The organism is Pseudomonas sp. FH1, assembly GCF_000510895.2.
GTDB classification, from domain to species: domain Bacteria; phylum Pseudomonadota; class Gammaproteobacteria; order Pseudomonadales; family Pseudomonadaceae; genus Aquipseudomonas; species Aquipseudomonas azotoformans_A.
This window is the reverse complement of the sequence record NZ_AOHM01000142.1, coordinates 70,833-90,577: the sequence shown is the minus strand read 5'-3', so window position 1 is coordinate 90,577 and position 19,745 is coordinate 70,833. Positions and strand designations below refer to the sequence as shown.

Below are 19,745 nucleotides of genomic sequence, written 5' to 3'. Positions count from 1 at the left end.
ATCAACAAGGAGCCTTTCATGTTGTGTGTTAATCCGCGAGCCATCCGAGGCCCGTACCCGGACAGCCTGAAACAGGTCATGAATATCGAGGCCGCCCTGCAGTCTCGGCGCTGGCTGGCGCACTGGGATCAACTCAGCCCCCAGGCGACGCCGCTATGGGATTTGCCAGGGGTTGCCGCCCGCCTCGGCGTCGGCAGCTTTTGCGTAAAAGATGAATCGACCCGCTCGCCCCTGGGCAGCTTCAAGGCGCTGGGCGCGCCGATTGCGTTGATCCGGTTGATCCTGCGGATGCTGCCGCAGGAGGCGTTCGAACCCGAAGGCCTGATCACCGGCCAATACCGCCAGCGTTTGCAGGATTTCACGGTGATCAGCGCCACCGATGGCAACCACGGCCGCGCCTTGGCGGCGGCAGCGCAGAGTGTCGGCTGTCGTTGCGTGATCGTGCTGCACACGAATGTCAGCCTGGAGCGCGAGGCGTCGATTGCCGAGTACGGGGCGCGAGTGATCCGTATCAGGGGCAATTATGACGAGTCGGTGGCGCATACCGCGCAACTGGCCGAGGAACACGGCTGGCCGGTGGTTTCCGACACTTCCTACGAAGGCTACGAAACCGTTCCCCGTGATGTGATGCAGGGCTATGGCACGCTGGTTGCCGAATTGATCGAGCAAACCGCCGGCACCCCGCCGTTTACCCATGTGTTCCTGCAAGGGGGCGTGGGCGGAATGGCGGCCGGTATCAGCAGTTATCTGTGGGAGCACGCCCAGGCGCAGCGCCCGGTGTTTGTGATGGTCGAGCCGGAGCAAGCCGATTGCCTGTATCAAAGCGCATTGCAAGGGCGTCCGGCGAGCGCCACCGGTTCAGTCGACTCGGTGATGGCCGGCCTGGCCTGCGGTGAGACTTCGCCGTTGGCCTGGCGCTTTCTAGCGCCGTGCATCGACTTTTTCATGACCATCAGCGATGACGCTGCCGTGTCGGCCATGGGCTCCTTGGCGCGAGGCAGCACGACGGATATCCCGATCCTGGCCGGCGAGTCGGGCGTGGCCGGGCTGGCGGCCTTGCAGCAGTTGGCGAACGACCCGAACGCCGCGCAGCAAATCGGCCTGGGGCCCCACGCCCGTGTGCTGATCATCAATACCGAAGGGGCCACTGCGCCCACCGTCTACGCAGAGTTGGTGGGAGAAACCGCGCCATCGGTGCTCGCCCGCCAACGCGATTGGCTGACCCAGGAGGTTTCCCGTGAGCAATGACACTGCCTTTGAGCAGCAACTGGTGCGCTGGCGCCACCACTTGCACCAACATCCGGAAGTCGGGTTTGAAGAGGTGCAGACCGCCGACTACATTGCCAATGCCCTGACGGCGATGGGCCTGGAAGTACACCGTGGTATAGGCGGCACCGGCCTGGTCGCCAGCCTGACGCTGGGGGACAGCCCGGCCACGGTCGGCCTGCGCGCTGACATGGATGCGCTGCATATCCACGAAAACGCACCGGACCGCGCACACGCTTCGGTCACTGCCGGCAAGATGCACGCCTGTGGGCACGACGGGCATATGTCGATGGTACTGGGCGCCGCCAAGCTACTCACCGAGCGCCGCAACTTCAATGGCACCGTGCGGTTTATCTTCCAGCCGGCCGAAGAACACGGCTGCGGCGCCAAGGCCATGATCGCCGACGGCCTGTTCGAACGTTTTCCGGTGGACGCGATTTACGGCGCGCACAACATGCCGGGCCTGCCCGCCGGTAGCATCGCCACACGCAGCGGCGCAATCATGGCCAGCGAAGACAACTTCATGATCCGCATCACCGGCACCGGCACCCACGCGGCACGCCCGCACATGGGTGTCGACCCGATTGTGATTGCCGCCGAGGTGGTGCTGACCCTGCAAACCATCATCTCGCGCAACCTCGATCCGAGCGTGCCGGCCGTGATTTCCTGCACGGAGTTCATCACCGACGGTATCCGCAACGCGATTCCCACCCACGTGGTGATCAAGGGTGATACGCGCAGCTACGCGCCCGAAGTGCAGGCCATGCTCGCCAAGCGCATGCGCGAAATCAGCGAAGGTATCTGCCGGTTGCACGGGGCATCGTGTGAATTCGAGTACACCCATGAGTTCGCCCCCACCGTAAACTGGGCACACTGCACAGCGATTGCCGTTGCTGCGGCGACGGCGGTGGTGGGGGCTGAACGGGTGAACCCGGAGGTTCAACCGATGATGATTTCCGAAGACTTCGGTGCGTTCCTGCAAGGGGTGCCGGGCAACTTTGTGTTCATCGGCAACGGGGAACAGGCTGGCGAAGGCGGCACGCCACTGCACAACGCGCGGTATGACTTCAACGACCAGGTGCTGGAGACGGGCGCGCAGTATTTCGCGCAGGTGGCGGTGGCGGCATTGGCGTCGTGAAATCGAGGGAAGAGCGCCCCGCTCTTCCCCGTTTTTTTACAGGGTGTAGGCGATCCCCACCTGCACCGTGCGCGGCTCACCCGGATACGCATACACGTTGCCGAACGCGCCTTCTTCATAGTCGCGGTTGAACAGGTTCTTCACGTCCAGGTTCAGGCGGATCTTGTCGTTGACCTTGTAGTAGCTGAGCAGGTCGACCACGGTGTAGGCATCCATCGAGAACGCAGTGTTGGAGGTCTGCCCCGCGCGCTCATCCACGTATTTGCCGCCCGCCCCCAGGCCCAGGCCCTTGAGTGCGCCGTCCTGGAATTCGTAGACGTTGAGCAGGCTGAAGCTGTTGCGCGGAATGTTCAGCAAGCGGGTGCCGGTGTGCAGGGTGTTGTCCTTGGTGACTTCGGCGTCCACGTAGGCATAGCCGCCAATCACACGCCATTGCGGGGTGATGTTGCCGGCGACGTTGAGGTCCAAACCTCGGCTGCGCACCTGGCCGGCGGCGACACTGAAGGTTGAGTCCAGCGGGTCGGTGGTGAGCACGTTTTTCTTCTCGATCTGGTAGATCGCCGCGTCGACACTCAGTTGGCGATCCAGGGCTTCCCACTTGATGCCCATCTCGTAGGACTTGCCTTTCTCCGGCTCAAAACCACCCCCCTGGCGGCTGGCACCGGTGTTGGGCTTGAACGAACGGGCTGCGTCCGCATACACCGCGACGGTGTCGGTGAGGTCGTAGATCACGCCCATGCGCGGGGTGACCGCGTTATCGCTGGCTTCCCAGCTTTTACCGCCTGGCACATAGGTGTGGTAGTCATGTTCGAAGCGCTCGAAGCGGGCACCGGCCAGCACTTTGAGGCGCTCGGTCAGGGCGACCTGGTCCTGGACGAAGGCGGCGTAGGTCTTGAGGTTTTCCTTGTCGTGGGTCGGCGTGCGCGTGAGTGCCGGGCGCGGCTGGCCGTAGACCGGGTTGAAGATGTCGATGGGGTAGGCACCCACCGCGCCACTGGAACGCTGGATGATCGACTTGTAGTCGTAGTCTTCGAACTCGACGCCGGTCAGCAGCGTGTGGTCGAAACCGCCGATGGAGAAATGCCCGGTGAGGTTGAGTTGGGTGTCCTTGTCGGTCCACTCCAGCTTGCGGTAGTTGAAGTTGCGGCCCAGGGTGCGACCGTCAGCGGCCAGGCCGTTGGCTTCGATGGCATTGCCTTGCAAGGTGCCGTCGAGCCACTGGAAACCACCGCCCAGGGTCCAGTTTTCGTTGAGCAGGTGCTCGAAACGCAATTGCGCCATGCTGTTGTCGTTGTGCAGTTTGCCGGCGTCTTTTTCACCCCAGAAGGTGTCGCGCGAAGGCGTGCCTTTTTGATTGGGGTAACGCGTCAAGCCACGGTCCAACGGGTGATTGTTGCGCATGAAGTCACCTTCGAAGATCACCTTGGTGTCGTCGGTGGCCTGCCAGGTGATCACCGGGGTCACGCCGTAGCGCTCGGTTTCCACGTGATCACGAAAGGTGTCGCCGCCCTCGCCCACCACGTTCAAGCGATAGGCCAGGCGGCCGTCTTCATCCAGCGGGCCGGACGCGTCGAGGGTGGCGCGCTGCATGCCCTGGTCATCCAGTTGGCTACCGAGGGTCACCGTCGGCTCGGCCAGCGGTTGCTTGGAGACCACGTTGAAGGTGCCGCCGGGATCGCCACGGCCGTAGAGCATGGTCGCCGGGCCGCGCAGCACTTCCAGGCGCTCGATGGTGTTGGCGTCGGGCATGTTCGGGTAGCCGCGATTGATCGGGAAACCATTGCGGTAGAACTCGCCGGTGGTAAAGCCGCGCACGGTGAAGGTGGTGAGCCCCTGCCCGCCGAAGTTGTTGGCCCGGCCGACGCCACCGGCGTAGTCCAGCGCGTCCTGCAAGCGGGTGGCGCCGATGTCCTCGACCACCGCCTTGGACACCACGCTGATGGACTGCGGGGTTTCGTGGATCGAGGTATCAGTGCGCGTCGCACTTGCCGAGCGGGTGGCATGGTAGCCCTGCACCGGACCCTGGGCGGTTTCGTAGTCGGCCGCGCCGGTAATGCTGGTGGTTTGCAGCTCGATCGCAGCTTTTTCAAGCGGTTCGACCTCCGCCCAGCTCAACGGGGAAAACGCCTGAAGCACACACACGGAAAGCAGGGTACGACGCATGAAGGATAAACCTAGTGAAAGAGCCAGATGGGGCGGCATATCTGCCAATTATTCTGCGCGGCATGATATGTCAAATCATTACCGTTTGGCATTTATTCTCATTAGCGACTTATCGAGTAACCGCTTCGTAGCAACGCACGGCAAAACCCGCGCAAAAAAAAGCCACTCTCACGAGTGGCTTCTGTCACGCCCTTACCGCCTCAGCGATAACGTTCCAACCAATGCGCATACGGTGCAGGCAAGGTCCACGACGACTTCTCGACGCCCAGCTCCTTGGCCGCAAAGTACGCCCAATGCGGATCAGCCAGGTGCGCACGCCCCACCGAAACCAAGTCCAAATGCCCCGCTTGCAAGGCGCCTTCCGCCAGTTGCGGCGTGCCAAAGCCCCAGGCCGATGTCACCGGAATGCCCGCTTCACGACGCACGCGCTCAGCGATCGGGCCCATGAACGCCGGGCCCCATGGAATGTTGGTGTCGGGAATGGTGAAGCCGACACTGACACTCAGCAGGTCCAGGCCACCGGCCTTGAAACGACGGGCCAGTTCGATGGATTCGGTGAGGGTCTGCTCGTCGCGGCCGTCGTATTCGATCACACCGAAACGTGCGGTGAGCGGCAGGTTTTCCGGCCACACTTCGCGCACGGCGGCCAGGGTTTCCAGGAGGAAACGGCTGCGGTTGTCGAAGCTGCCGCCATAGGCGTCGGTGCGTTGGTTGGAGTGCTCGGAGAAGAAGCTCTGGCCCAGGTAGCCGTGGGCGAAGTGCAGCTCGATCCACTCGAAACCGGCGTCGCGGGCACGGCGGGCGGCGTCGACGAAGTCCTGACGCACACGGGCGATGTCGTCCAGGGTCATGGCGCGCGGCACTTGCGGCAGGTTGGCACCGAAGGCAATGGCCGACGGTGCGATGGTTTCCCAGCGGCGCGCATCGGACGCGGCCATATGGTCGTCACCTTCCCACGGGCGGTTGGCGCTGGCCTTGCGGCCGGCATGGCCGATCTGGATGCCCGGCACCGAACCGGCAGCTTTGATGGCCTGCACCATCGGCACGAAAGCCTCGGCGTGGGCGTCGCTCCAGAGCCCGGCGCAGCCTGGGGTGATACGGCCTTCCGGCGCGACGGCGGTGGCTTCGACCACTACCAGGCCAGCCCCGCCACGGGCCATGCTGGCCAGGTGCACAAGGTGCCAATCGTTGACGATGCCATCATCGGCCATGTACTGGCACATCGGCGGAATGGCAATGCGATTGCGCAGGGTGACGTCTTTGAGTGTGAACGGTTCGAACAATGCGGACATGTTGACTCCAGCCAGTGGTTGGTTGATTCGATAGTTCGATGGTAATCGAACTATGGTGTTCAACGATAGCCCCCTGTTATGATTCGTTTCATGCGAGCCTTCAAACACCCTCCCCTTCAAGACCTGACCCTCGAACGCGTGCTGTACGCCCTGAGCGATCCGGTGCGCCTGGAAATCGTGCGCTGCCTGGCCGGCGTGCCTGAAGCCACCTGCGGCGAGCTGGACGGCGGGCGGCCCAAGTCGAGCATGTCCCATCACTTTCGCGTGTTGCGCGATGCCGGGTTGGTGCAGACCCGCAGCGTGGGGACCACGCACATGAATTCATTGCGCGGCGATTTGCTTGAGGAACGCTTTCCCGGTTTGCTCGGGTGCATCCTCGCCCAGCACTGAACCAAAATCAGGCCAGCGGATCGTCTTCGCCCTGTTCGACGCCTCGGTCCGGCGCACTGCCAAACTTCATTGCGCCAATACGCCCTTGCAGTTGGTCGACAAATTGCTGCGCCTCCAGACGCGTGTTGAACATCATGCTCAAGTCACCCAGCCGCAGCAGGCAACCTTCGGGTGAGCCCACGTCTTCCAATTCGATCTTCATACGTCCTCGTTTATTCAACTGCCGCGGGCAAACGCGGTCGCACAGGGTTGCCATCCAGATGCACGCAATCCTTGCCGTTGCGCTTGGATGCATAGAGATTGCGATCGGCACACTTGAGTACCGCAGACAGCTCAGCGCCCGCCGTAAAGCACGTCATGCCCGCACTGCAGGTGTAGTCATGGGGCGGCGCGACACTGCAGCGAATGGCATGCAGCAGGCGTAGCGCATAATCGGTCGCCGTGTGGGGATCATCACAGACCAGTAATACGCCGAACTCCTCGCCGCCGATCCTGCCGAAACTGTGGCTGCCAGGAGTGGATTTCAGGCACGCGGCCATCGCGCAGAGAATCCTGTCACCGACGTCATGCCCGAATTGGTCATTCTTCAACTTGAAACTGTCGATATCCAACATCATGAAATAGCCGGTATGACCGGCTGCAATCAGTTTGGCGAAACTTTCCATAAAGGCGCGCCGGTTCAATAGGGACGTCAGGTGGTCAGTGTGTGCCAGTTCGCGGAACTCACTTTCAACCAGCAGCACGGAGCGCAAGTTCTTCAAGTAAGAGAAATTCAGGATGAAGCCAATAGACACTGATGACAGACAAAATATGAACAGGTAAACCTCGACGCCAGCGTACACACCGATCTGGATATTTGGCCACATCACGCACCAGACCAACGCTGCACACATCAGAAAATCCCGGGGCGTGATAAAAAGTACTGCGCTGCTGAGCACCAACGTCAACGCCAGCGGCAAGGCAAATACTTGCAGTTCGAGATTGGCGTGCAACACGTAAGCGAATCCAACAGCCAGCAACACCATGTAGGCAACGCCAAGCAGCCGCCACACGTAGTAGTGGGTCACCGCGCGGTGAAGCCGGCAGACCACCAGCAGACACAGCGTGACAATCAGTTTGTGCACATCAAACTTCATCGATGGATCGACCAGCAATACGCCCAACCAGGCGATAATCCCGATGATTTCAGCCTGCAAGATCGCCGGTGACAATAGCCTTTGCATCCGTGGCCGAAGCTTCAAGTTCGCCGGCATTCGTTCATTCCCTGTACATGAGTCGCCTACTGACCGTCGTTATGACCCAATTGGAGACTGTGCAGGCTGATCGCAAATGAATAGGCCATGAAGCGTCTGACCAACACCACAAACGGCGGTAGCACTTCCAGTTGCGTCTTGGAATGAATTTTGAAATATCCCCTGTCCACCCCTTCCCGAACCAAGCGAATAACGTGCGTCTTGGAGACCGATAATTGTTCGGCAAGTGAAAGATAAGAGGAAGACCGGAAACTGGCACCGGTGTTGTCCAACGCACACGCGTCGTTATAGATAGCCAACATCAACAAGTGACCGGCATCACGATTGACCAACCAATAACAATCCGGCAACAACTGATCAATGGTCGAATTACACTCAAGGATCGTCGCAAAGCCTTTGAAATAAACGGCCAGAAAAGCACGGTCATCTACCCCACCCAAATGCCGAATCATTGTATTTTCCGGATAGAGCGTGCCCAGCGGGTCCACGACCGAAGTGAGCATCGCCCTGACTTCCTGGCACGCCTGGGACGACGGGCTGAAAACGCGGAAACGGCTATCTTCCAGGTGTCCCGTCACTTTCATGAACCCCAAGGCCCTGAACAACAGGAAGATCGATTCCAGGCCGTTCCTCGAGCAAAATCCGCGCGCCAGACACAATGCTTTCACTTCGGAAAGTAACGGCAACGGCCGAGAAAAATAGGCACTCAATAACGCAAAAGACACCATCAAACGATTGAACTTCAACGCCGTCTTGTAAAAAAACGGCCTTTTTGAATAAGGCTCCAGCAGCAGTGTGTAATGCGTGCGGATGCACGCCTCAAATTCCACATGGCATTCGGCTACACGTGCCGAATGCTCCAGCGCCAACTTCAACGAACGACCACACATGAGAAAGAGCCCTGATCAAACAACCTGAATTCATTGATTTCAATTGCACTCTTTATGCAACCAGGTCTCACAACAACTCACGTCAGAATAAAAGCCACTAATGGCGTTTTGCCTCGAAGCGCAATCTATCGTGATTACAGTACGGGACCCCATCGCTACCAAAATTGTTCCAATGGCCCGTAGCAACTGGGTGAGCAGCAAAACTCTTGTGACATTTACTTACATATCGCCCGCACACTTGAAAGCCAAGCGGTGTAAGCCAAATCCAACCAAGCCGACTTAAACGTTTCAGTCTTCGGGGCGAACCTTACCCACCCGCCGGCGTCCGAGCTAAGGCACTGTTGCTTACCGCTCGCCGCGAGGTCTTCGTTTGAAAGCTGCCATCCTCAAAAAGTACCGCCTGATCATCAAGACCATGGGTTACGTGGGCTGGGCGCTGTTCTGGCTGTTGCTGTGGGACGTCGCCGTCACCGTGGACTTCATGCTGTTTCTCACCGCCAAGATCAATTTGCCGCTGATGCCCCTGACCCTGCTGGGTTCGGCGCTGGTGGTGCTGATCAGTTTCCGTAACAGCAGCGCCTACAATCGGTGGTGGGAAGCCCGCACGCTGTGGGGCGCGATGGTCAATAACTCGCGCAGCTTTGCGCGCCAGGTCTTGACCTTGCTGGACGACCCCGACGGCGAAGTGAACCCGGTCAAGGCCACCCTGTTGCGCCGTCATGTAGCGTACGTGAACTGCCTGGCCGCCCATCTCAAGGGCCAGCCATGCCCTGAAGAAGTCCGCGCGTTCATTCCCAGCGAAGAGTTCGCGCGTAATGGCGCGACCAACAACTTCGCCAACGACATCCTCACCGGCTCTGCCGCGCTGCTCGCCAAAGAATATAAAGCCGGTCATCTGGACAGCATCCGCCTGGCGCGACTGGAGTCGACCCTGGTGGACTTGTCCAACGCCCAGGGCGGCATGGAACGGATTGCCAATACCCCGCTGCCCTACCCCTACGTGTATTTCCCGCGCTTGTTTATCTCGTTGTTCTGCCTGATCGTACCGGTGGGCCTGGTGGAATCCCTGGGTTGGTTCACCCCGCTGGCCTCGACGGTGGTGGGTTTCATGCTGCTGGCCATCGAGCGCATCGGCACCGACCTGCAAAGCCCGTTCAACTCCAGCGAACACCAGATCCAGATGGAAACCATCTGCGAAACCATCGAGAAAAACCTGCAGTCGATGCAGCGTGATGCGCTGGGTGGCGAGCGCATCGGTTAAACCCTCCTCTGGCCCTCAAGTGCGTGCTCCCGCAGTCGATACACAGGGAGTACGCATGGGCCACACCCCTCTCAAAACAACACATGCGACGCTCGACGCTACTGTTTTCTCCTTGCCAAAAATTATAAATACCCGCGGGTGAAGTCATGAATATCAAGCAAAAGCTGACCTGGGCGTTTGCCGCCATCGCGTGCGTCCCGGTTATTTTGGTCGCGGTACTGGTTGTGCTGAATCTGCGTGAGGGGGCCCAGGCCAATTTCCTCGACAGCAGCGGCCGTGAGATCCGCCAGATCGACAATGGCATGAAGCAGTTCTTCGACGGCATCAGCCAGAACGTCGACTATGTGGCCAAGGACCCGCGCGTTGTCGCGGCCAAGGACCTCAAGAGCTACGCCGGCGCCGACGCCGCACAAATCCCCCTCACCCCCACCAATAAAGAACTGCTGGAGATTTTCGACCAGTTCGCGAAGAGCCATCCGAGCACCGCCTACCTGTCCCTGGGCTTGAAAGACGGCGGCTACGCCAGTTGGCCCGACGACACCAAACTCAACAACTACGACCCGCGCGTACGCCCCTGGTATCAGGCGGCCATCGCCGCACCGGGCAAAACAGTGCGCACTGGCGCCTATTATTGGGCGCCGGACGATGTGACGCTGATCGGCACCGTACACACCGTCGCCGATGCCAGCGGCAATATCCTTGGCGTGGTCGGCCTGGACGTGTCGCTCAAGCAGCTCACCGAACTGGTGCGCAACATCAAGCTCGGCGACAGCGGCTACTTGATGCTGGTGGAAGGCAACGGCAACGTGCTGGTGGACCCCAGCGATGCCAAGCACAACTTCAAGCCCCTGGCTGACCTGGGCCCGAACTACGCCGAACTGGCCAAGCGTGGCGACGGCGTGACCCAGATCGAGATCGATGGCGTGGCCTACATGGCCAATATGGTCAGTTCCAAAGACCTGGGCTGGCGTTTTATCGGCCTGATCAAGCGCGACGAAGTCATGGCCGGCGCCACCCGCCTGACCTGGTTGATCGCCGCCATTGCCGCGGTATTGGCGTTGGTGTTCGCGGTGGTCGGCGCCAGCTTTGCCAGCGTCATCGTACGGCCGATTCGCGGCGTGGCCGACGGCCTGCAAGAGATCGCCGAAGGTGAAGGCGACCTGACCCGTCAGCTCAAGGTGCAAGGCAAGGACGAAACCGCCAGCCTGGCCGGCTGGTTCAACCAGTTCCTGAGCATGATCGCCCAGTTGGTGCAGCGAATCGGCAACGCCTCGTCGGACCTGCAGACCGCCGCCGCCGACACCAGCCAAGTCGCCAACAACATGAACCAGGCCGCCGGCCGCCAGCGCGAAGCCGTGGAACTGGTGAGCACGGCGTTCAACGAAATGGTCGCCACCGCCAACGAAGTCGCGCGCTCCTGCAGCGCCGCCGCCACCAGTGCCGACGAAGGCTACCGCGATGTGCACGACGGCCAGCACCACATCGGTGAAGCCACCGGCAGCGTGCTCAAGCTCAGCGAAGACCTGCAGAAGTCGACCCAGACCATGCAGTTGCTGGAGCAGGACAGCAAGAACATCAACACCATCCTCGACACCATCCGTTCGATTGCCGAGCAGACCAACCTGCTGGCGCTCAACGCAGCGATTGAAGCTGCCCGTGCTGGGGATCAAGGCCGAGGTTTCGCGGTGGTCGCCGACGAGGTCCGCGCCCTCGCCCGTCGCACCGCCGACTCCACTGGCGAGATCGACAGCCTGCTCGGCAACCTCGCCCGCCGCACCCAAGAAGTGACGCAACAGATGCAAGGCAGCCTGCTGGTGTCCCACACCAGCGTGGAACGTATCCAGCAGGCCCGCGACAGCTTCGACAAGATCCGCGGTTCGGTGGACTCGATCCGCGATCAAAACACCCAGATCGCCACCGCCGCCGAGGAACAGCACCAGGTGGCAGAAGAGATCAACCGACACATCGCGCAGATCCATGCCGACGCGCAGCTGGTCGAAGGCTTCGCCCACTCGGCGCAGACCGGGTCAGGTCGGTTGACGGATATTTCGGGTCAGCTCAAGGGGTTGGTGGGTCGGTTCAAGTTCTAACCCTTCCTCTGTAGGAGCCGGCTTGCCGGCTCCTACAGATAATGGCTCAACCCACCTGAAGTTCCGTCGAACGCCCGGTGGCCTTGAAAAACACCAGCACGGCAATCCCCAGCGCAATCCAGCACGTGCCGCCGACCTTGGCATAGCTGTCGGAGTTGACCAGCACGTAGCTGATGATCACAAAGCCGATCAGTGGCACCAGCCCGTGCACCAGCCGGCGACCGGCGCTGCGGTAGTGCCAGGCCACGGCCACATGGAGCAGCAAAAACGCGGTCAGCGCACCAAAGTTGCACATCGACGCCAGCAGGTTGATCTGCCCCACGAAGAACAGGCCGAGCACCAGGCTCAGCGCCGCAACCAGCAATGTCGCGCGCTGCGGCACGCCGGTGACGGGGTGCACCTGGCTGAGAAACTGCGGCAATTGGCGGTCCCGCGCCATGGCGAATAACAAGCGCGAAGTGGCGGCCTGGGCCACCAGGGAGTTAGCGATCGCTGCGCCGATCGCTACGGCCAGGGCGATCACCACCTGCAACCAGGGCCCGGCCACCAGGCGGCCGATTTCATAGAAGGCGTTGTTCGACGCATCGGCATCCGGGTACTGCACCAGATTGGGCTGCAACAGCGCCGCTAGCCAGGTCTGCACCATGAACAACGCCGCCACCAGCGCCAATGCCCATAAGGTCGCACGTCCCACCGCTCGGCTGCCGCCACGGGTTTCTTCCGACAAGGTGGAGATCGCATCGAAGCCCAGGAACGACAGCACCGCCACCGACAACGCGCTGAAGATCAGCGGCAGGGAAAACTCGTCCGGGTTGTACAGCGGCTTCATGGTCCATCTGGCGCCATTCACGCCGTTGCTGATCGCGATACTGGCCAGCACCACGAACACCACCAGCACCACCAGTTGCCCGTAGAGGAACAAGCGGTTGGCGCGGGCGGTGGTCTGGATACCGCGCAGGTTGACCAGGGTGTTGAGCACCACGAAAAACACGATCCACAGCGGCTGTGGCACGGCGGGGATCACGTTGGACATGGCATTGGCGCCGATCACGTAGAGCAAGGTGGGCACTAGCAGGTAGTCGAGCAGGATCGCCCAGCCCGCCAGGAACCCCAACTGGCTGTTCAGCCCACGCCCGACGTAGGCATACACCGAACCCGCCACCGGGAACGCATGGGACATCTGCTGGTAACTGATGGCGGTGAACAACATGGCGACAAAGCCGATCAGGTAGGTCAGCGGGACCATGCCGTGGCTGGCGTCGAACACCCCGCCAAAGATCGAGAACGGCGCCAGCGGCACCATGAACACCATGCCGTAGATCAGCAGGTCACCCAGGCTGAGCTGGCGCTTGAGTTGTTGGGTATATCCGAAACGCGCCAGCTGCGCGCTGTCACCGGGGGTGGAAGGATCGATCATGATGACGCTCCGCAAGGGTTGAACAGAAGCCTCACTCTAGGGCGGTACAGGCCGGCAGCTCTATCCTGAAAAATACTAGGTTTTGGCCTTGGCAGACTGTTTGCTTGAAAAACCGCGCAACCCCACGCCCGGAGGCGCCATGCACACCGACCTGATGCGATTCAGCGAGCAACTCGCCCACACCACGACGCTGGATGCGTGCTTGGCCGAGGTTCAGGTCGCCACTAACTCACTGGGTTTCAAGACGCTGATCTACGACTATGCCCCCGTGCCAGTCAGCCATGAAGGCGCGCTGATCACGCCGTCAGTGTTCAAGACGCTGTATGCCCCGACGGACATGCACGCCCTGTGGTGCGAGCGCGGCTATTACCAAATCGATCCGGTGCAGCAATGCGCGGCACGCCGCACCACGCCATTTGTCTGGTCATTTGGCACGGACACGCACTGGAACGGCGCCCTCACCGAGGCCCATCGTCCAGTGGCTCACTACATTCGCGACTACGGCCTGAGCACCGGCTTGACCGTGCCGCTGCACTTGCCCGATGGCGGCTTCGCCACGCTGACAGAGATTGTCGACGGCACGCCGGACGGCGCCGAGCAGCAAGCCCAGCACAACCTTGGCGAGATGCTGGTGCTGGCCCACGCCTTCCAGGCCAGGGCCAGCGAGTTACTGGCGCCGGCCGAGCGCTGCTGCACGCACATCCACCTCACCCGCCGCGAACGCGAGTGCCTGCAACATTCGGCCAAGGGGCTGACCGCCAAAGGCATTGCCGCCACCCTCAACCGCTCCCAGGCGACGGTCAACCTGCACCTGGTCGGCGCCGCGCGCAAACTGGGCGCGCGCAACCGTGTGGAAGCGGTAGTGCGCGGCCTGCATTACCGGCTGGTGGAAGTCTGAGAACCTAGCATTTTTGCCAGTGCCACTGACGGCACGCATTGGCTAGCCTGTACCTCATTGATCCCCAAGGAGGTACACAGCATGCAGGTTCGCGAAGGTTATGCCGATTTCCGTGGCCACCGGACATGGTTCCGAGTCACCGGCGATCTGGACTCGGGGCGCCTGCCCCTGATCGTCGCCCATGGCGGCCCCGGCTGCACCCACGACTACGTCGACAGTTTCAAGGATTTGGCGGCCACCGGGCGGGCGGTGGTGCACTACGACCAGATCGGCAATGGCCGCTCGACTCATCTGCCGGATGCTCCCAGCGAATACTGGGCGGTCGACCTGTTCCTCGCTGAACTGAACAACCTGATCGCCCACTTGGGCATCCGCGATTACGCCCTGCTCGGCCAATCCTGGGGCGGCATCCTCGGCGCCGAGCATGCGGTGCGCCAGCCGGCCGGCCTCAAGGCGCTGATCATCGCCAACTCGCCGGCGTCCATGGCGTTGTGGTCCGAGGCGGCGAATGAATTGCGCCAGGCGTTGCCCGCCGAGGTGCAGGCCACGTTGCTGCAACATGAGAGAGCAGGCACTACCGACAGCGCCGAATACCGCGCAGCCTCGGACGTGTTCTACGCGCGCCATGTATGCCGCGTCCAACCGATGCCCGCCGAAGTCGCGCGCACCTTCGCCGCCATCGACGCCGACCCCACGGTGTATCACGCCATGAACGGCCCCACCGAATTCCATGTGATCGGCAGCATGCGCCACTGGACGATCATCGATCGCCTGTCACGCATCCAAGTGCCGACGCTGCTGATTTCCGGCCGCTACGATGAGGCCACGCCCGCGACGGTGCAGCCGTTCGCCGACAGCATTGCGGATGTGCAGTGGCAGATTTTCGAGCATTCCAGCCACATGCCCCACGTGGAAGAGCGTGACGCGTGCATGGCGTGTGTGGCGCGGTTTCTGGAACAGCGACTGAGCTAGCAGGCCGGGTCAAGCCGTGGGCCGTCGGTGCTTTCAACCGCGCCCGCGGCTGACCTGCCAACTCGCCAACTGATAAAGCCCGAGCAAACCGCCGGCCAGCAGCAGGGTCCATTGCACGCTCAGCGCCGCCGCCAACAGACCGGCAAGTAACCCGCCGATGGCTTCAAAACCGAAGCGCATGGCGATGTAGAACGCGATCACCCTGCCCCGCAAGGCTTCGGGCGCGGCGCTTTGCAGCGTCATGTTGCTGCTGACATTGCTCACCGTGATACCAAAACCCAATCCGGCCAGCGCAACCAAGGTAAACCACAGGGGTGGGTTGGCCGCCACCGCACACAACGACACCGCACACACCACCGCGCCCATGGCGATGATACGGCTCAACCGCGAGGTGCTGCCCGCGAACGCAAGGAATATCGTGGCCACAAAAGCCCCCGCGCCCGCAGCGCCCCAGAGCCAGCCCAGGGTCTGTGCATCGCCGCTGAACGTGTGCTTGGCCAAGATCGGCAGCAGCACCGTGTAGCAGGAGGCAAGCAGGTTCACCATCACCACGCTGATCAGCAAGCGGCGGATGGACAATGTGCCCCACAGGTAGCGCAGACCTTCGCGGAAGATCTCCCCGGTAGAGCCCTTGGCGCGCACTTGTGCGCGACTCTTCACCTGGCCCAGACCGATCAGCAACATGCCGAAGGCGATGGCGGTGAGCAGAAAGCAACCGGCCTCGCCGCTCCAGTTGATCAGCAAGCCGGCCAGCGGCGGGCCGATAAAGCGCGCGGCGTTGATCAGCATCGCATTGAGTACGAGGGCGTTGGGCAAGTCGTTGGGGTCATCGACAAAACTGGCGATCAAGGCTTGGCGCAGGGGTGTCTCCAGAGCATTGAGCAACCCCAGCAGCAGCGCCATGGCGATGATGACTTCGCGGCCCATCCACTGCTGCCAGGTGAGCACGGCGAGCGCCACCGATTGCACTGCCAGTATGGCCTGTACCGCCATCAGCAGGCGGCGCTTGTCGTGGCGGTCGGACCAGGCGCCCGCCAGCGGCCCGACCAACAGCTGCGGCAACAGCGTCAGAAACGCAATCGCGCCCAGCAGTACGGCCGAGCCCGTCAGGTGGTAGGCCAGCCACGACAGCGCGACCTGTTGCACCCATTTGCCCAGGGTGGAGAGGCCCTGACCCACAAAGTAGATCTGGAAATTACGATGGCGCAACGCGCGGATGGGCGCGGGCCATCGGGGGGTAGACGCAGGATTCAAATAAACTCGCAGCCCTTTTGTGTCAGGGATTTAAGGACCCAGGAACGGTCGTTTTCGCCCAGTGCAATCTGTTCCAGCTGCTTCTGTTCGGCGGCATGCTTGGCATGGGCGCGATCATACACCTCGCCGACCTGCTCGAACGGTACGCAGAGCAGACCGTCCTCATCCCCAATCACCAGATCGCCCGGTTCGATCACCATGCCGGCCAGGGCAATCGGCACATTCACCTCGCCAGGGCCGTCCTTGTAAGGGCCGCGATGGGTAATACCGGCGGCGAACACCGGGAACTCCCCGGCGCCGATGCTGGCCGCGTCGCGAATCGCGCCGTTGATCACAATACCCGCCACGCCCTTCTTGATCGCGTAGGCCACCATCATCTCGCCAATCAGCGCGTTGCTCAGGTCACCGCCGGCATCCACCACGATCACGTCGCCAGGCTCGGCGATGTCCAGCGCGTGATGCAGCATCAGGTTGTCCCCCGGCCGTGCCTTCACGGTAAGCGCCGGCCCGACCAGTACGCCCGTGCGGTGCATCGGTTGCAGGCTGGCGCCGCCGGCGGTCATGCGGTGCATGGAGTCGCTGATGTTGGCGACGGGCACGGTGCGGTAACGCTCGACCCACTCGGCGGCGACCTTGCGTTGCTGCTTGAGCACTCTGAATCCGATGGACATGGGGCATTCCTCTGATGATTTTTGTTTGTTTTGAAACGTCGTTTCGAAATTAACATAACAAATTCAAATCAACAAGACCAAAACCCGAGCCATCCGCCAAATGACGAGCGGCAGCCCTTCCGTATAAACAAACTAAACCCCTGATACGACAAGGCAAAACCACGAATACAGCTCAATCTTAGGTGACCACTGAAAATTTATTTATTGCAACGGCGTTTCATTATGCTAATTTCCTGCCACTACCGCACACCGACAAAAACACCAAGGTGCACAGAAATGACCCGAACCCTCCTGCTGACCGGCCCGGAATTGACCGCCGACGCCATGGCCCATGCCGCCTCCCACGGCGTGCGCATCATCCCCACCACGCCCTACGCACCGGCCGATGAACTCATCGCGATGATTGCCCGCGAACAACCGGACGCGATCATCGTGCGCCAGGGCCAACTGACCCGCGAGATGATCAACGCCTCCGCCGCACTGAAAATCATCGCCAAGCACGGCGTGGGCTACGACACCATCGACATCGCCGCCGCTGCCGAGCGCCAGATCCCGGTGACCATCGCCCTGGGCGCCAACGCGCAATCGGTGGCCGAACACGCCTTGGCATTGATGTTCAGCGTGGCGCGCCAGACCGCCCTGCTCGACGCGCGGATGCGTGACGGGCATTGGGACAAGACCACTTCGGTGGGCATCGAACTGTCCGGCAAGACCCTGGGCCTGGTGGGCCTGGGCGCCATCGGACGGATCCTGATGGAACTGGTGGCGCCACTGCGCATGACCATCAAAGTGTTTGATCCGTACCTGGCCGACCTGCCGAACGTGGAGCGCGTCGACACCATTGATGACCTGCTGGCGAGCTGCGATATCATCAGCCTGCATTGCCCGCTGACCGAGCAGAACCGCAACCTGTTTGGCGCCGCGCAGTTCAAGCGCATGCGCCCCGGCAGCATTCTGATCAACACGGCACGCGGTGAACTGATCGATACCGAAGCCTTGGTCCACGCCTTGAGCACCGGGCAGATTGCCGGCGCCGGGCTCGACACCTTCAACCCCGAACCGCCGCCTGCCGACTCGGCGCTGTGGGGCCTGCCGACCCTGGTGGCCACACCCCATGTGGGCGCCAACACCGCCGAAGCACGGGACCGCGTGGGCCTGCTGGCCCTGCAACACATCATCGATTTCTGGGACGGCATCGCGCCGCCGCCGCGTGCGGTGGTCAACCGCCATCTCTACGCACACTGACATCGTCCGCCGATTACGCGCGGGCTCATCACGCTTCTCCAAAAAAAACAACACGGGAGAGAGTCATGCCTATCAGTTCTACCGACATCAGCGCCCTTGAGCGCTCAACCATGCGCAAGGTGGCCTGGCGACTGCTGCCATTCCTGATCCTGTGCTACCTGCTGGCGATCATCGACCGTGGCAACATCGGCATGGCCTCGCTGCAAATGAACCAGGACCTGGGGCTGACCCCGGCAATCTTCGGCTTTGCCAGCAGCCTGTTCTTTGTCTCGTACTTCCTGGTGGAAGTGCCGAGCAACCTGGCCCTGCAGCGCTTCGGCGCGAGGGTGTGGATTGCGCGGATCATGATCACCTGGGGTCTGATTTCCGCCGGCACCGCGTTTGTCACCGGCGCCAACTCGCTGTATGTGATGCGCTTCCTGTTGGGTGCGGCCGAGGCCGGCTTCTTTCCGGGCGTGCTGTTGTACCTCACCTACTGGCTGCCAGCGGCGTACCGTGGGCGCATGGTCGCTATTTTCATGGTGGCAATTCCCGGTGCCAACTTCATCGGCTCGCCGCTGTCCGGCTTGTTGTTGAGCCTGGACGGCTGGTTCGGCATGCGCGGTTGGCACTGGCTGTTCATCATCGAAGGCATTCCGGCGGTACTGCTGGGCATTGCCTGCCTGTTTGTGCTGACCGATCGCCCGGAGCAAGCCAAATGGCTGAGCCACGAGCAACGCCATTGGCTCACCAGCCGCCTTGACGAAGAGCGCAGCCGCAAAACCGCCATTGGGCATATCTCACTCTGGAAACTGCTGCGCCACAAACACATCTGGGTGCTGGCGCTGATCTACTCCGGCGCGTCGGCGGCCGGTAGCACGATGAGCGTGTGGGCGCCGCAATTGCTCAAGACCTTTGGCTTGAACAACCTGGAAATCGGCCTGGTCAACGCCATTCCCTATGGGCTGGCATCGATCCTGATGATCCTGTGGGGCCGCAGCTCGGATAAAACCGGCGAACGCCGCTGGCACACCGCGACCACGTTGCTACTGATCACGGGCGGCCTGCTGTTGGCACTGGTCACCTCATCCCTGGTGGCGACGGTGATCATGCTGTCGATGGTATTGATCGGTGCGTACTCCATGAAGGGCCCGTTCTGGGCACTGGTCTCCACCTGGCTCTCCTCCTCGACCGCCGCCGCTGGCTTGGCGGCGGTGGGCGCGATGGCCAACCTGATTGGCGGCGGGATCATGGTTAACGTGTACGGCACGATTCATCACGCGACGGGCAGTTACGCCATTGCGCTGCTGCCATTGGCAGCACTGTGTGCAGCGGGTGCGGTGATGGTGTTGTTGATGGGGCGCAAGCAGATGAAGGAAACCATGGAGTTCAATAAAGCCGCCAACGCCAACTGAAATCCTAATGCCACCCACCTGTGGCGAGGGCGCTTGCTCCCGTTGGATCGCGAAGCGGCCCCAAAAAATGGGACTGCTACGCAGTCCAACGGGAGCAAGCGCCCTCGCCACAGGTACAGTGCTCAGTCAAGATTGCCCCCATCCGCCAATA

General features: G+C 61.5%; 17 protein-coding genes. 9 read left to right on the top strand and 8 right to left on the bottom strand.

All coding sequences use genetic code 11. The annotated features are described in order from the left end of the window. The first annotated feature begins 18 nt into the window (after nucleotides 1-18). Both H096_RS31580 and H096_RS31575 read left to right on the top strand, forming a co-directional pair. Nucleotides 19-1,248 carry a diaminopropionate ammonia-lyase gene (locus H096_RS31580; protein ID WP_033903144.1) on the top strand — a complete coding sequence of 410 codons (1,230 nt, stop codon included), beginning with the start codon at nucleotides 19-21 and terminating at the stop codon, nucleotides 1,246-1,248. Further along, nucleotides 1,238-2,404 carry a M20 aminoacylase family protein gene (locus tag H096_RS31575; RefSeq protein ID WP_033903143.1) on the top strand — a complete coding sequence of 389 codons (1,167 nt, stop codon included), beginning with the start codon at nucleotides 1,238-1,240 and terminating at the stop codon, nucleotides 2,402-2,404. Before H096_RS31580 ends, H096_RS31575 begins: the two co-directional genes overlap by 11 nt. A gap of 36 nt (nucleotides 2,405-2,440) precedes the next feature. On the opposite strand, the gene H096_RS31570 is transcribed toward H096_RS31575, so the two are convergent. Together H096_RS31570 and H096_RS31565 are read right to left on the bottom strand one after the other, a co-directional pair. Further along, nucleotides 2,441-4,567, bottom strand: coding sequence for a TonB-dependent siderophore receptor (locus H096_RS31570; protein WP_033903142.1), 2,127 nt, complete (start codon nucleotides 4,565-4,567; stop codon nucleotides 2,441-2,443). A gap of 200 nt (nucleotides 4,568-4,767) precedes the next feature. Next, a complete protein-coding gene (locus tag H096_RS31565; protein WP_033903141.1) occupies nucleotides 4,768-5,859 on the bottom strand; it encodes an NADH:flavin oxidoreductase/NADH oxidase in 1,092 nt (363 codons plus the stop codon). 78 nt (nucleotides 5,860-5,937) lie between these two features. On the opposite strand from H096_RS31565, the gene H096_RS31560 reads away from it, so the two are divergent. Continuing rightward, a complete protein-coding gene (locus tag H096_RS31560; protein WP_061436242.1) occupies nucleotides 5,938-6,249 on the top strand; it encodes a helix-turn-helix domain-containing protein in 312 nt (103 codons plus the stop codon). A 7-nt stretch (nucleotides 6,250-6,256) separates the two neighbouring features. On the opposite strand, the gene H096_RS31555 is transcribed toward H096_RS31560, so the two are convergent. The 3 genes from H096_RS31555 to H096_RS31545 are packed head-to-tail and all read right to left on the bottom strand — an operon-like array spanning nucleotide 6,257 to nucleotide 8,392. Continuing rightward, nucleotides 6,257-6,451: a hypothetical protein gene (locus tag H096_RS31555; protein WP_033903140.1), complete on the bottom strand. Its 195-nt coding sequence runs from the start codon at nucleotides 6,449-6,451 to the stop codon at nucleotides 6,257-6,259. Between the two features lie 10 nt (nucleotides 6,452-6,461). Next, nucleotides 6,462-7,502: a GGDEF domain-containing protein gene (locus H096_RS31550; protein WP_033903139.1), complete on the bottom strand. Its 1,041-nt coding sequence runs from the start codon at nucleotides 7,500-7,502 to the stop codon at nucleotides 6,462-6,464. A gap of 26 nt (nucleotides 7,503-7,528) precedes the next feature. After that, nucleotides 7,529-8,392: a hypothetical protein gene (locus H096_RS31545; RefSeq protein WP_033903138.1), complete on the bottom strand. Its 864-nt coding sequence runs from the start codon at nucleotides 8,390-8,392 to the stop codon at nucleotides 7,529-7,531. A 370-nt stretch (nucleotides 8,393-8,762) separates the two neighbouring features. On the opposite strand from H096_RS31545, the gene H096_RS31540 reads away from it, so the two are divergent. Together H096_RS31540 and H096_RS31535 are read left to right on the top strand one after the other, a co-directional pair. Then, nucleotides 8,763-9,653: a bestrophin family ion channel gene (locus H096_RS31540; protein ID WP_016978827.1), complete on the top strand. Its 891-nt coding sequence runs from the start codon at nucleotides 8,763-8,765 to the stop codon at nucleotides 9,651-9,653. Nucleotides 9,654-9,799: 146 nt separating this feature from the next. Further along, nucleotides 9,800-11,743 (top strand): methyl-accepting chemotaxis protein, encoded by a 1,944-nt coding sequence (locus H096_RS31535; RefSeq protein ID WP_033903137.1) that lies wholly within the window; start codon nucleotides 9,800-9,802, stop codon nucleotides 11,741-11,743. Between the two features lie 46 nt (nucleotides 11,744-11,789). Here H096_RS31535 and H096_RS31530 read toward each other — a convergent pair whose 3' ends face one another. Then, nucleotides 11,790-13,160 (bottom strand): APC family permease, encoded by a 1,371-nt coding sequence (locus H096_RS31530; RefSeq protein WP_033903136.1) that lies wholly within the window; start codon nucleotides 13,158-13,160, stop codon nucleotides 11,790-11,792. A 139-nt stretch (nucleotides 13,161-13,299) separates the two neighbouring features. Here H096_RS31530 and H096_RS31525 point away from each other — a divergent pair, with 139 nt between their 5' ends. Beyond that, the gene (locus H096_RS31525; RefSeq protein ID WP_051422267.1) at nucleotides 13,300-14,058 is read left to right on the top strand and encodes an autoinducer binding domain-containing protein; all 759 of its coding nucleotides are present in this window, start codon (nucleotides 13,300-13,302) and stop codon (nucleotides 14,056-14,058) included. A gap of 81 nt (nucleotides 14,059-14,139) precedes the next feature. After that, nucleotides 14,140-15,030, top strand: a complete 891-nt coding sequence (locus H096_RS31520) for a proline iminopeptidase-family hydrolase (protein WP_033903135.1) — start codon at nucleotides 14,140-14,142, stop codon at nucleotides 15,028-15,030. 33 nt (nucleotides 15,031-15,063) lie between these two features. On the opposite strand, the gene H096_RS31515 is transcribed toward H096_RS31520, so the two are convergent. Both H096_RS31515 and H096_RS31510 read right to left on the bottom strand, forming a co-directional pair. Beyond that, a complete protein-coding gene (locus H096_RS31515) occupies nucleotides 15,064-16,284 on the bottom strand; it encodes an MFS transporter (RefSeq protein WP_033903134.1) in 1,221 nt (406 codons plus the stop codon). Next, nucleotides 16,281-16,955: an RraA family protein gene (locus tag H096_RS31510; RefSeq protein WP_033903133.1), complete on the bottom strand. Its 675-nt coding sequence runs from the start codon at nucleotides 16,953-16,955 to the stop codon at nucleotides 16,281-16,283. The genes H096_RS31515 and H096_RS31510 overlap by 4 nt, the downstream gene beginning before the upstream one ends. Nucleotides 16,956-17,231: 276 nt before the next feature. On the opposite strand from H096_RS31510, the gene H096_RS31505 reads away from it, so the two are divergent. Then, nucleotides 17,232-18,200, top strand: a complete 969-nt coding sequence (locus H096_RS31505) for a hydroxyacid dehydrogenase (protein ID WP_033903132.1) — start codon at nucleotides 17,232-17,234, stop codon at nucleotides 18,198-18,200. 65 nt (nucleotides 18,201-18,265) lie between these two features. Then, complete coding sequence (locus tag H096_RS31500) at nucleotides 18,266-19,594, top strand: MFS transporter (RefSeq protein ID WP_033903131.1); 1,329 nt, start codon at nucleotides 18,266-18,268, stop codon at nucleotides 19,592-19,594. Nucleotides 19,595-19,745 lie beyond the last annotated feature (151 nt).

Excerpts from the sequence above, each read along its gene's own strand:
- H096_RS31530 (WP_033903136.1), bottom strand. The coding sequence starts at position 13,160 with ATGATCGATCCTTCCACCCCCGGTGACAGCGCGCAGCTGGCGCGTTTC.
- H096_RS31580 (WP_033903144.1), top strand. The coding sequence starts at position 19 with ATGTTGTGTGTTAATCCGCGAGCCATCCGAGGCCCGTACCCGGACAGC.
- H096_RS31505 (WP_033903132.1), top strand. The coding sequence starts at position 17,232 with ATGACCCGAACCCTCCTGCTGACCGGCCCGGAATTGACCGCCGACGCC.
- H096_RS31555 (WP_033903140.1), bottom strand. The coding sequence starts at position 6,451 with ATGAAGATCGAATTGGAAGACGTGGGCTCACCCGAAGGTTGCCTGCTG.
- H096_RS31570 (WP_033903142.1), bottom strand. The coding sequence starts at position 4,567 with ATGCGTCGTACCCTGCTTTCCGTGTGTGTGCTTCAGGCGTTTTCCCCG.
- H096_RS31525 (WP_051422267.1), top strand. The coding sequence starts at position 13,300 with ATGCACACCGACCTGATGCGATTCAGCGAGCAACTCGCCCACACCACG.
- H096_RS31500 (WP_033903131.1), top strand. The coding sequence starts at position 18,266 with ATGCCTATCAGTTCTACCGACATCAGCGCCCTTGAGCGCTCAACCATG.
- H096_RS31520 (WP_033903135.1), top strand. The coding sequence starts at position 14,140 with ATGCAGGTTCGCGAAGGTTATGCCGATTTCCGTGGCCACCGGACATGG.
- H096_RS31535 (WP_033903137.1), top strand. The coding sequence starts at position 9,800 with ATGAATATCAAGCAAAAGCTGACCTGGGCGTTTGCCGCCATCGCGTGC.
- H096_RS31545 (WP_033903138.1), bottom strand. The coding sequence starts at position 8,392 with ATGTGTGGTCGTTCGTTGAAGTTGGCGCTGGAGCATTCGGCACGTGTA.
- H096_RS31560 (WP_061436242.1), top strand. The coding sequence starts at position 5,938 with ATGATTCGTTTCATGCGAGCCTTCAAACACCCTCCCCTTCAAGACCTG.
- H096_RS31510 (WP_033903133.1), bottom strand. The coding sequence starts at position 16,955 with ATGTCCATCGGATTCAGAGTGCTCAAGCAGCAACGCAAGGTCGCCGCC.
- H096_RS31565 (WP_033903141.1), bottom strand. The coding sequence starts at position 5,859 with ATGTCCGCATTGTTCGAACCGTTCACACTCAAAGACGTCACCCTGCGC.
- H096_RS31550 (WP_033903139.1), bottom strand. The coding sequence starts at position 7,502 with ATGCCGGCGAACTTGAAGCTTCGGCCACGGATGCAAAGGCTATTGTCA.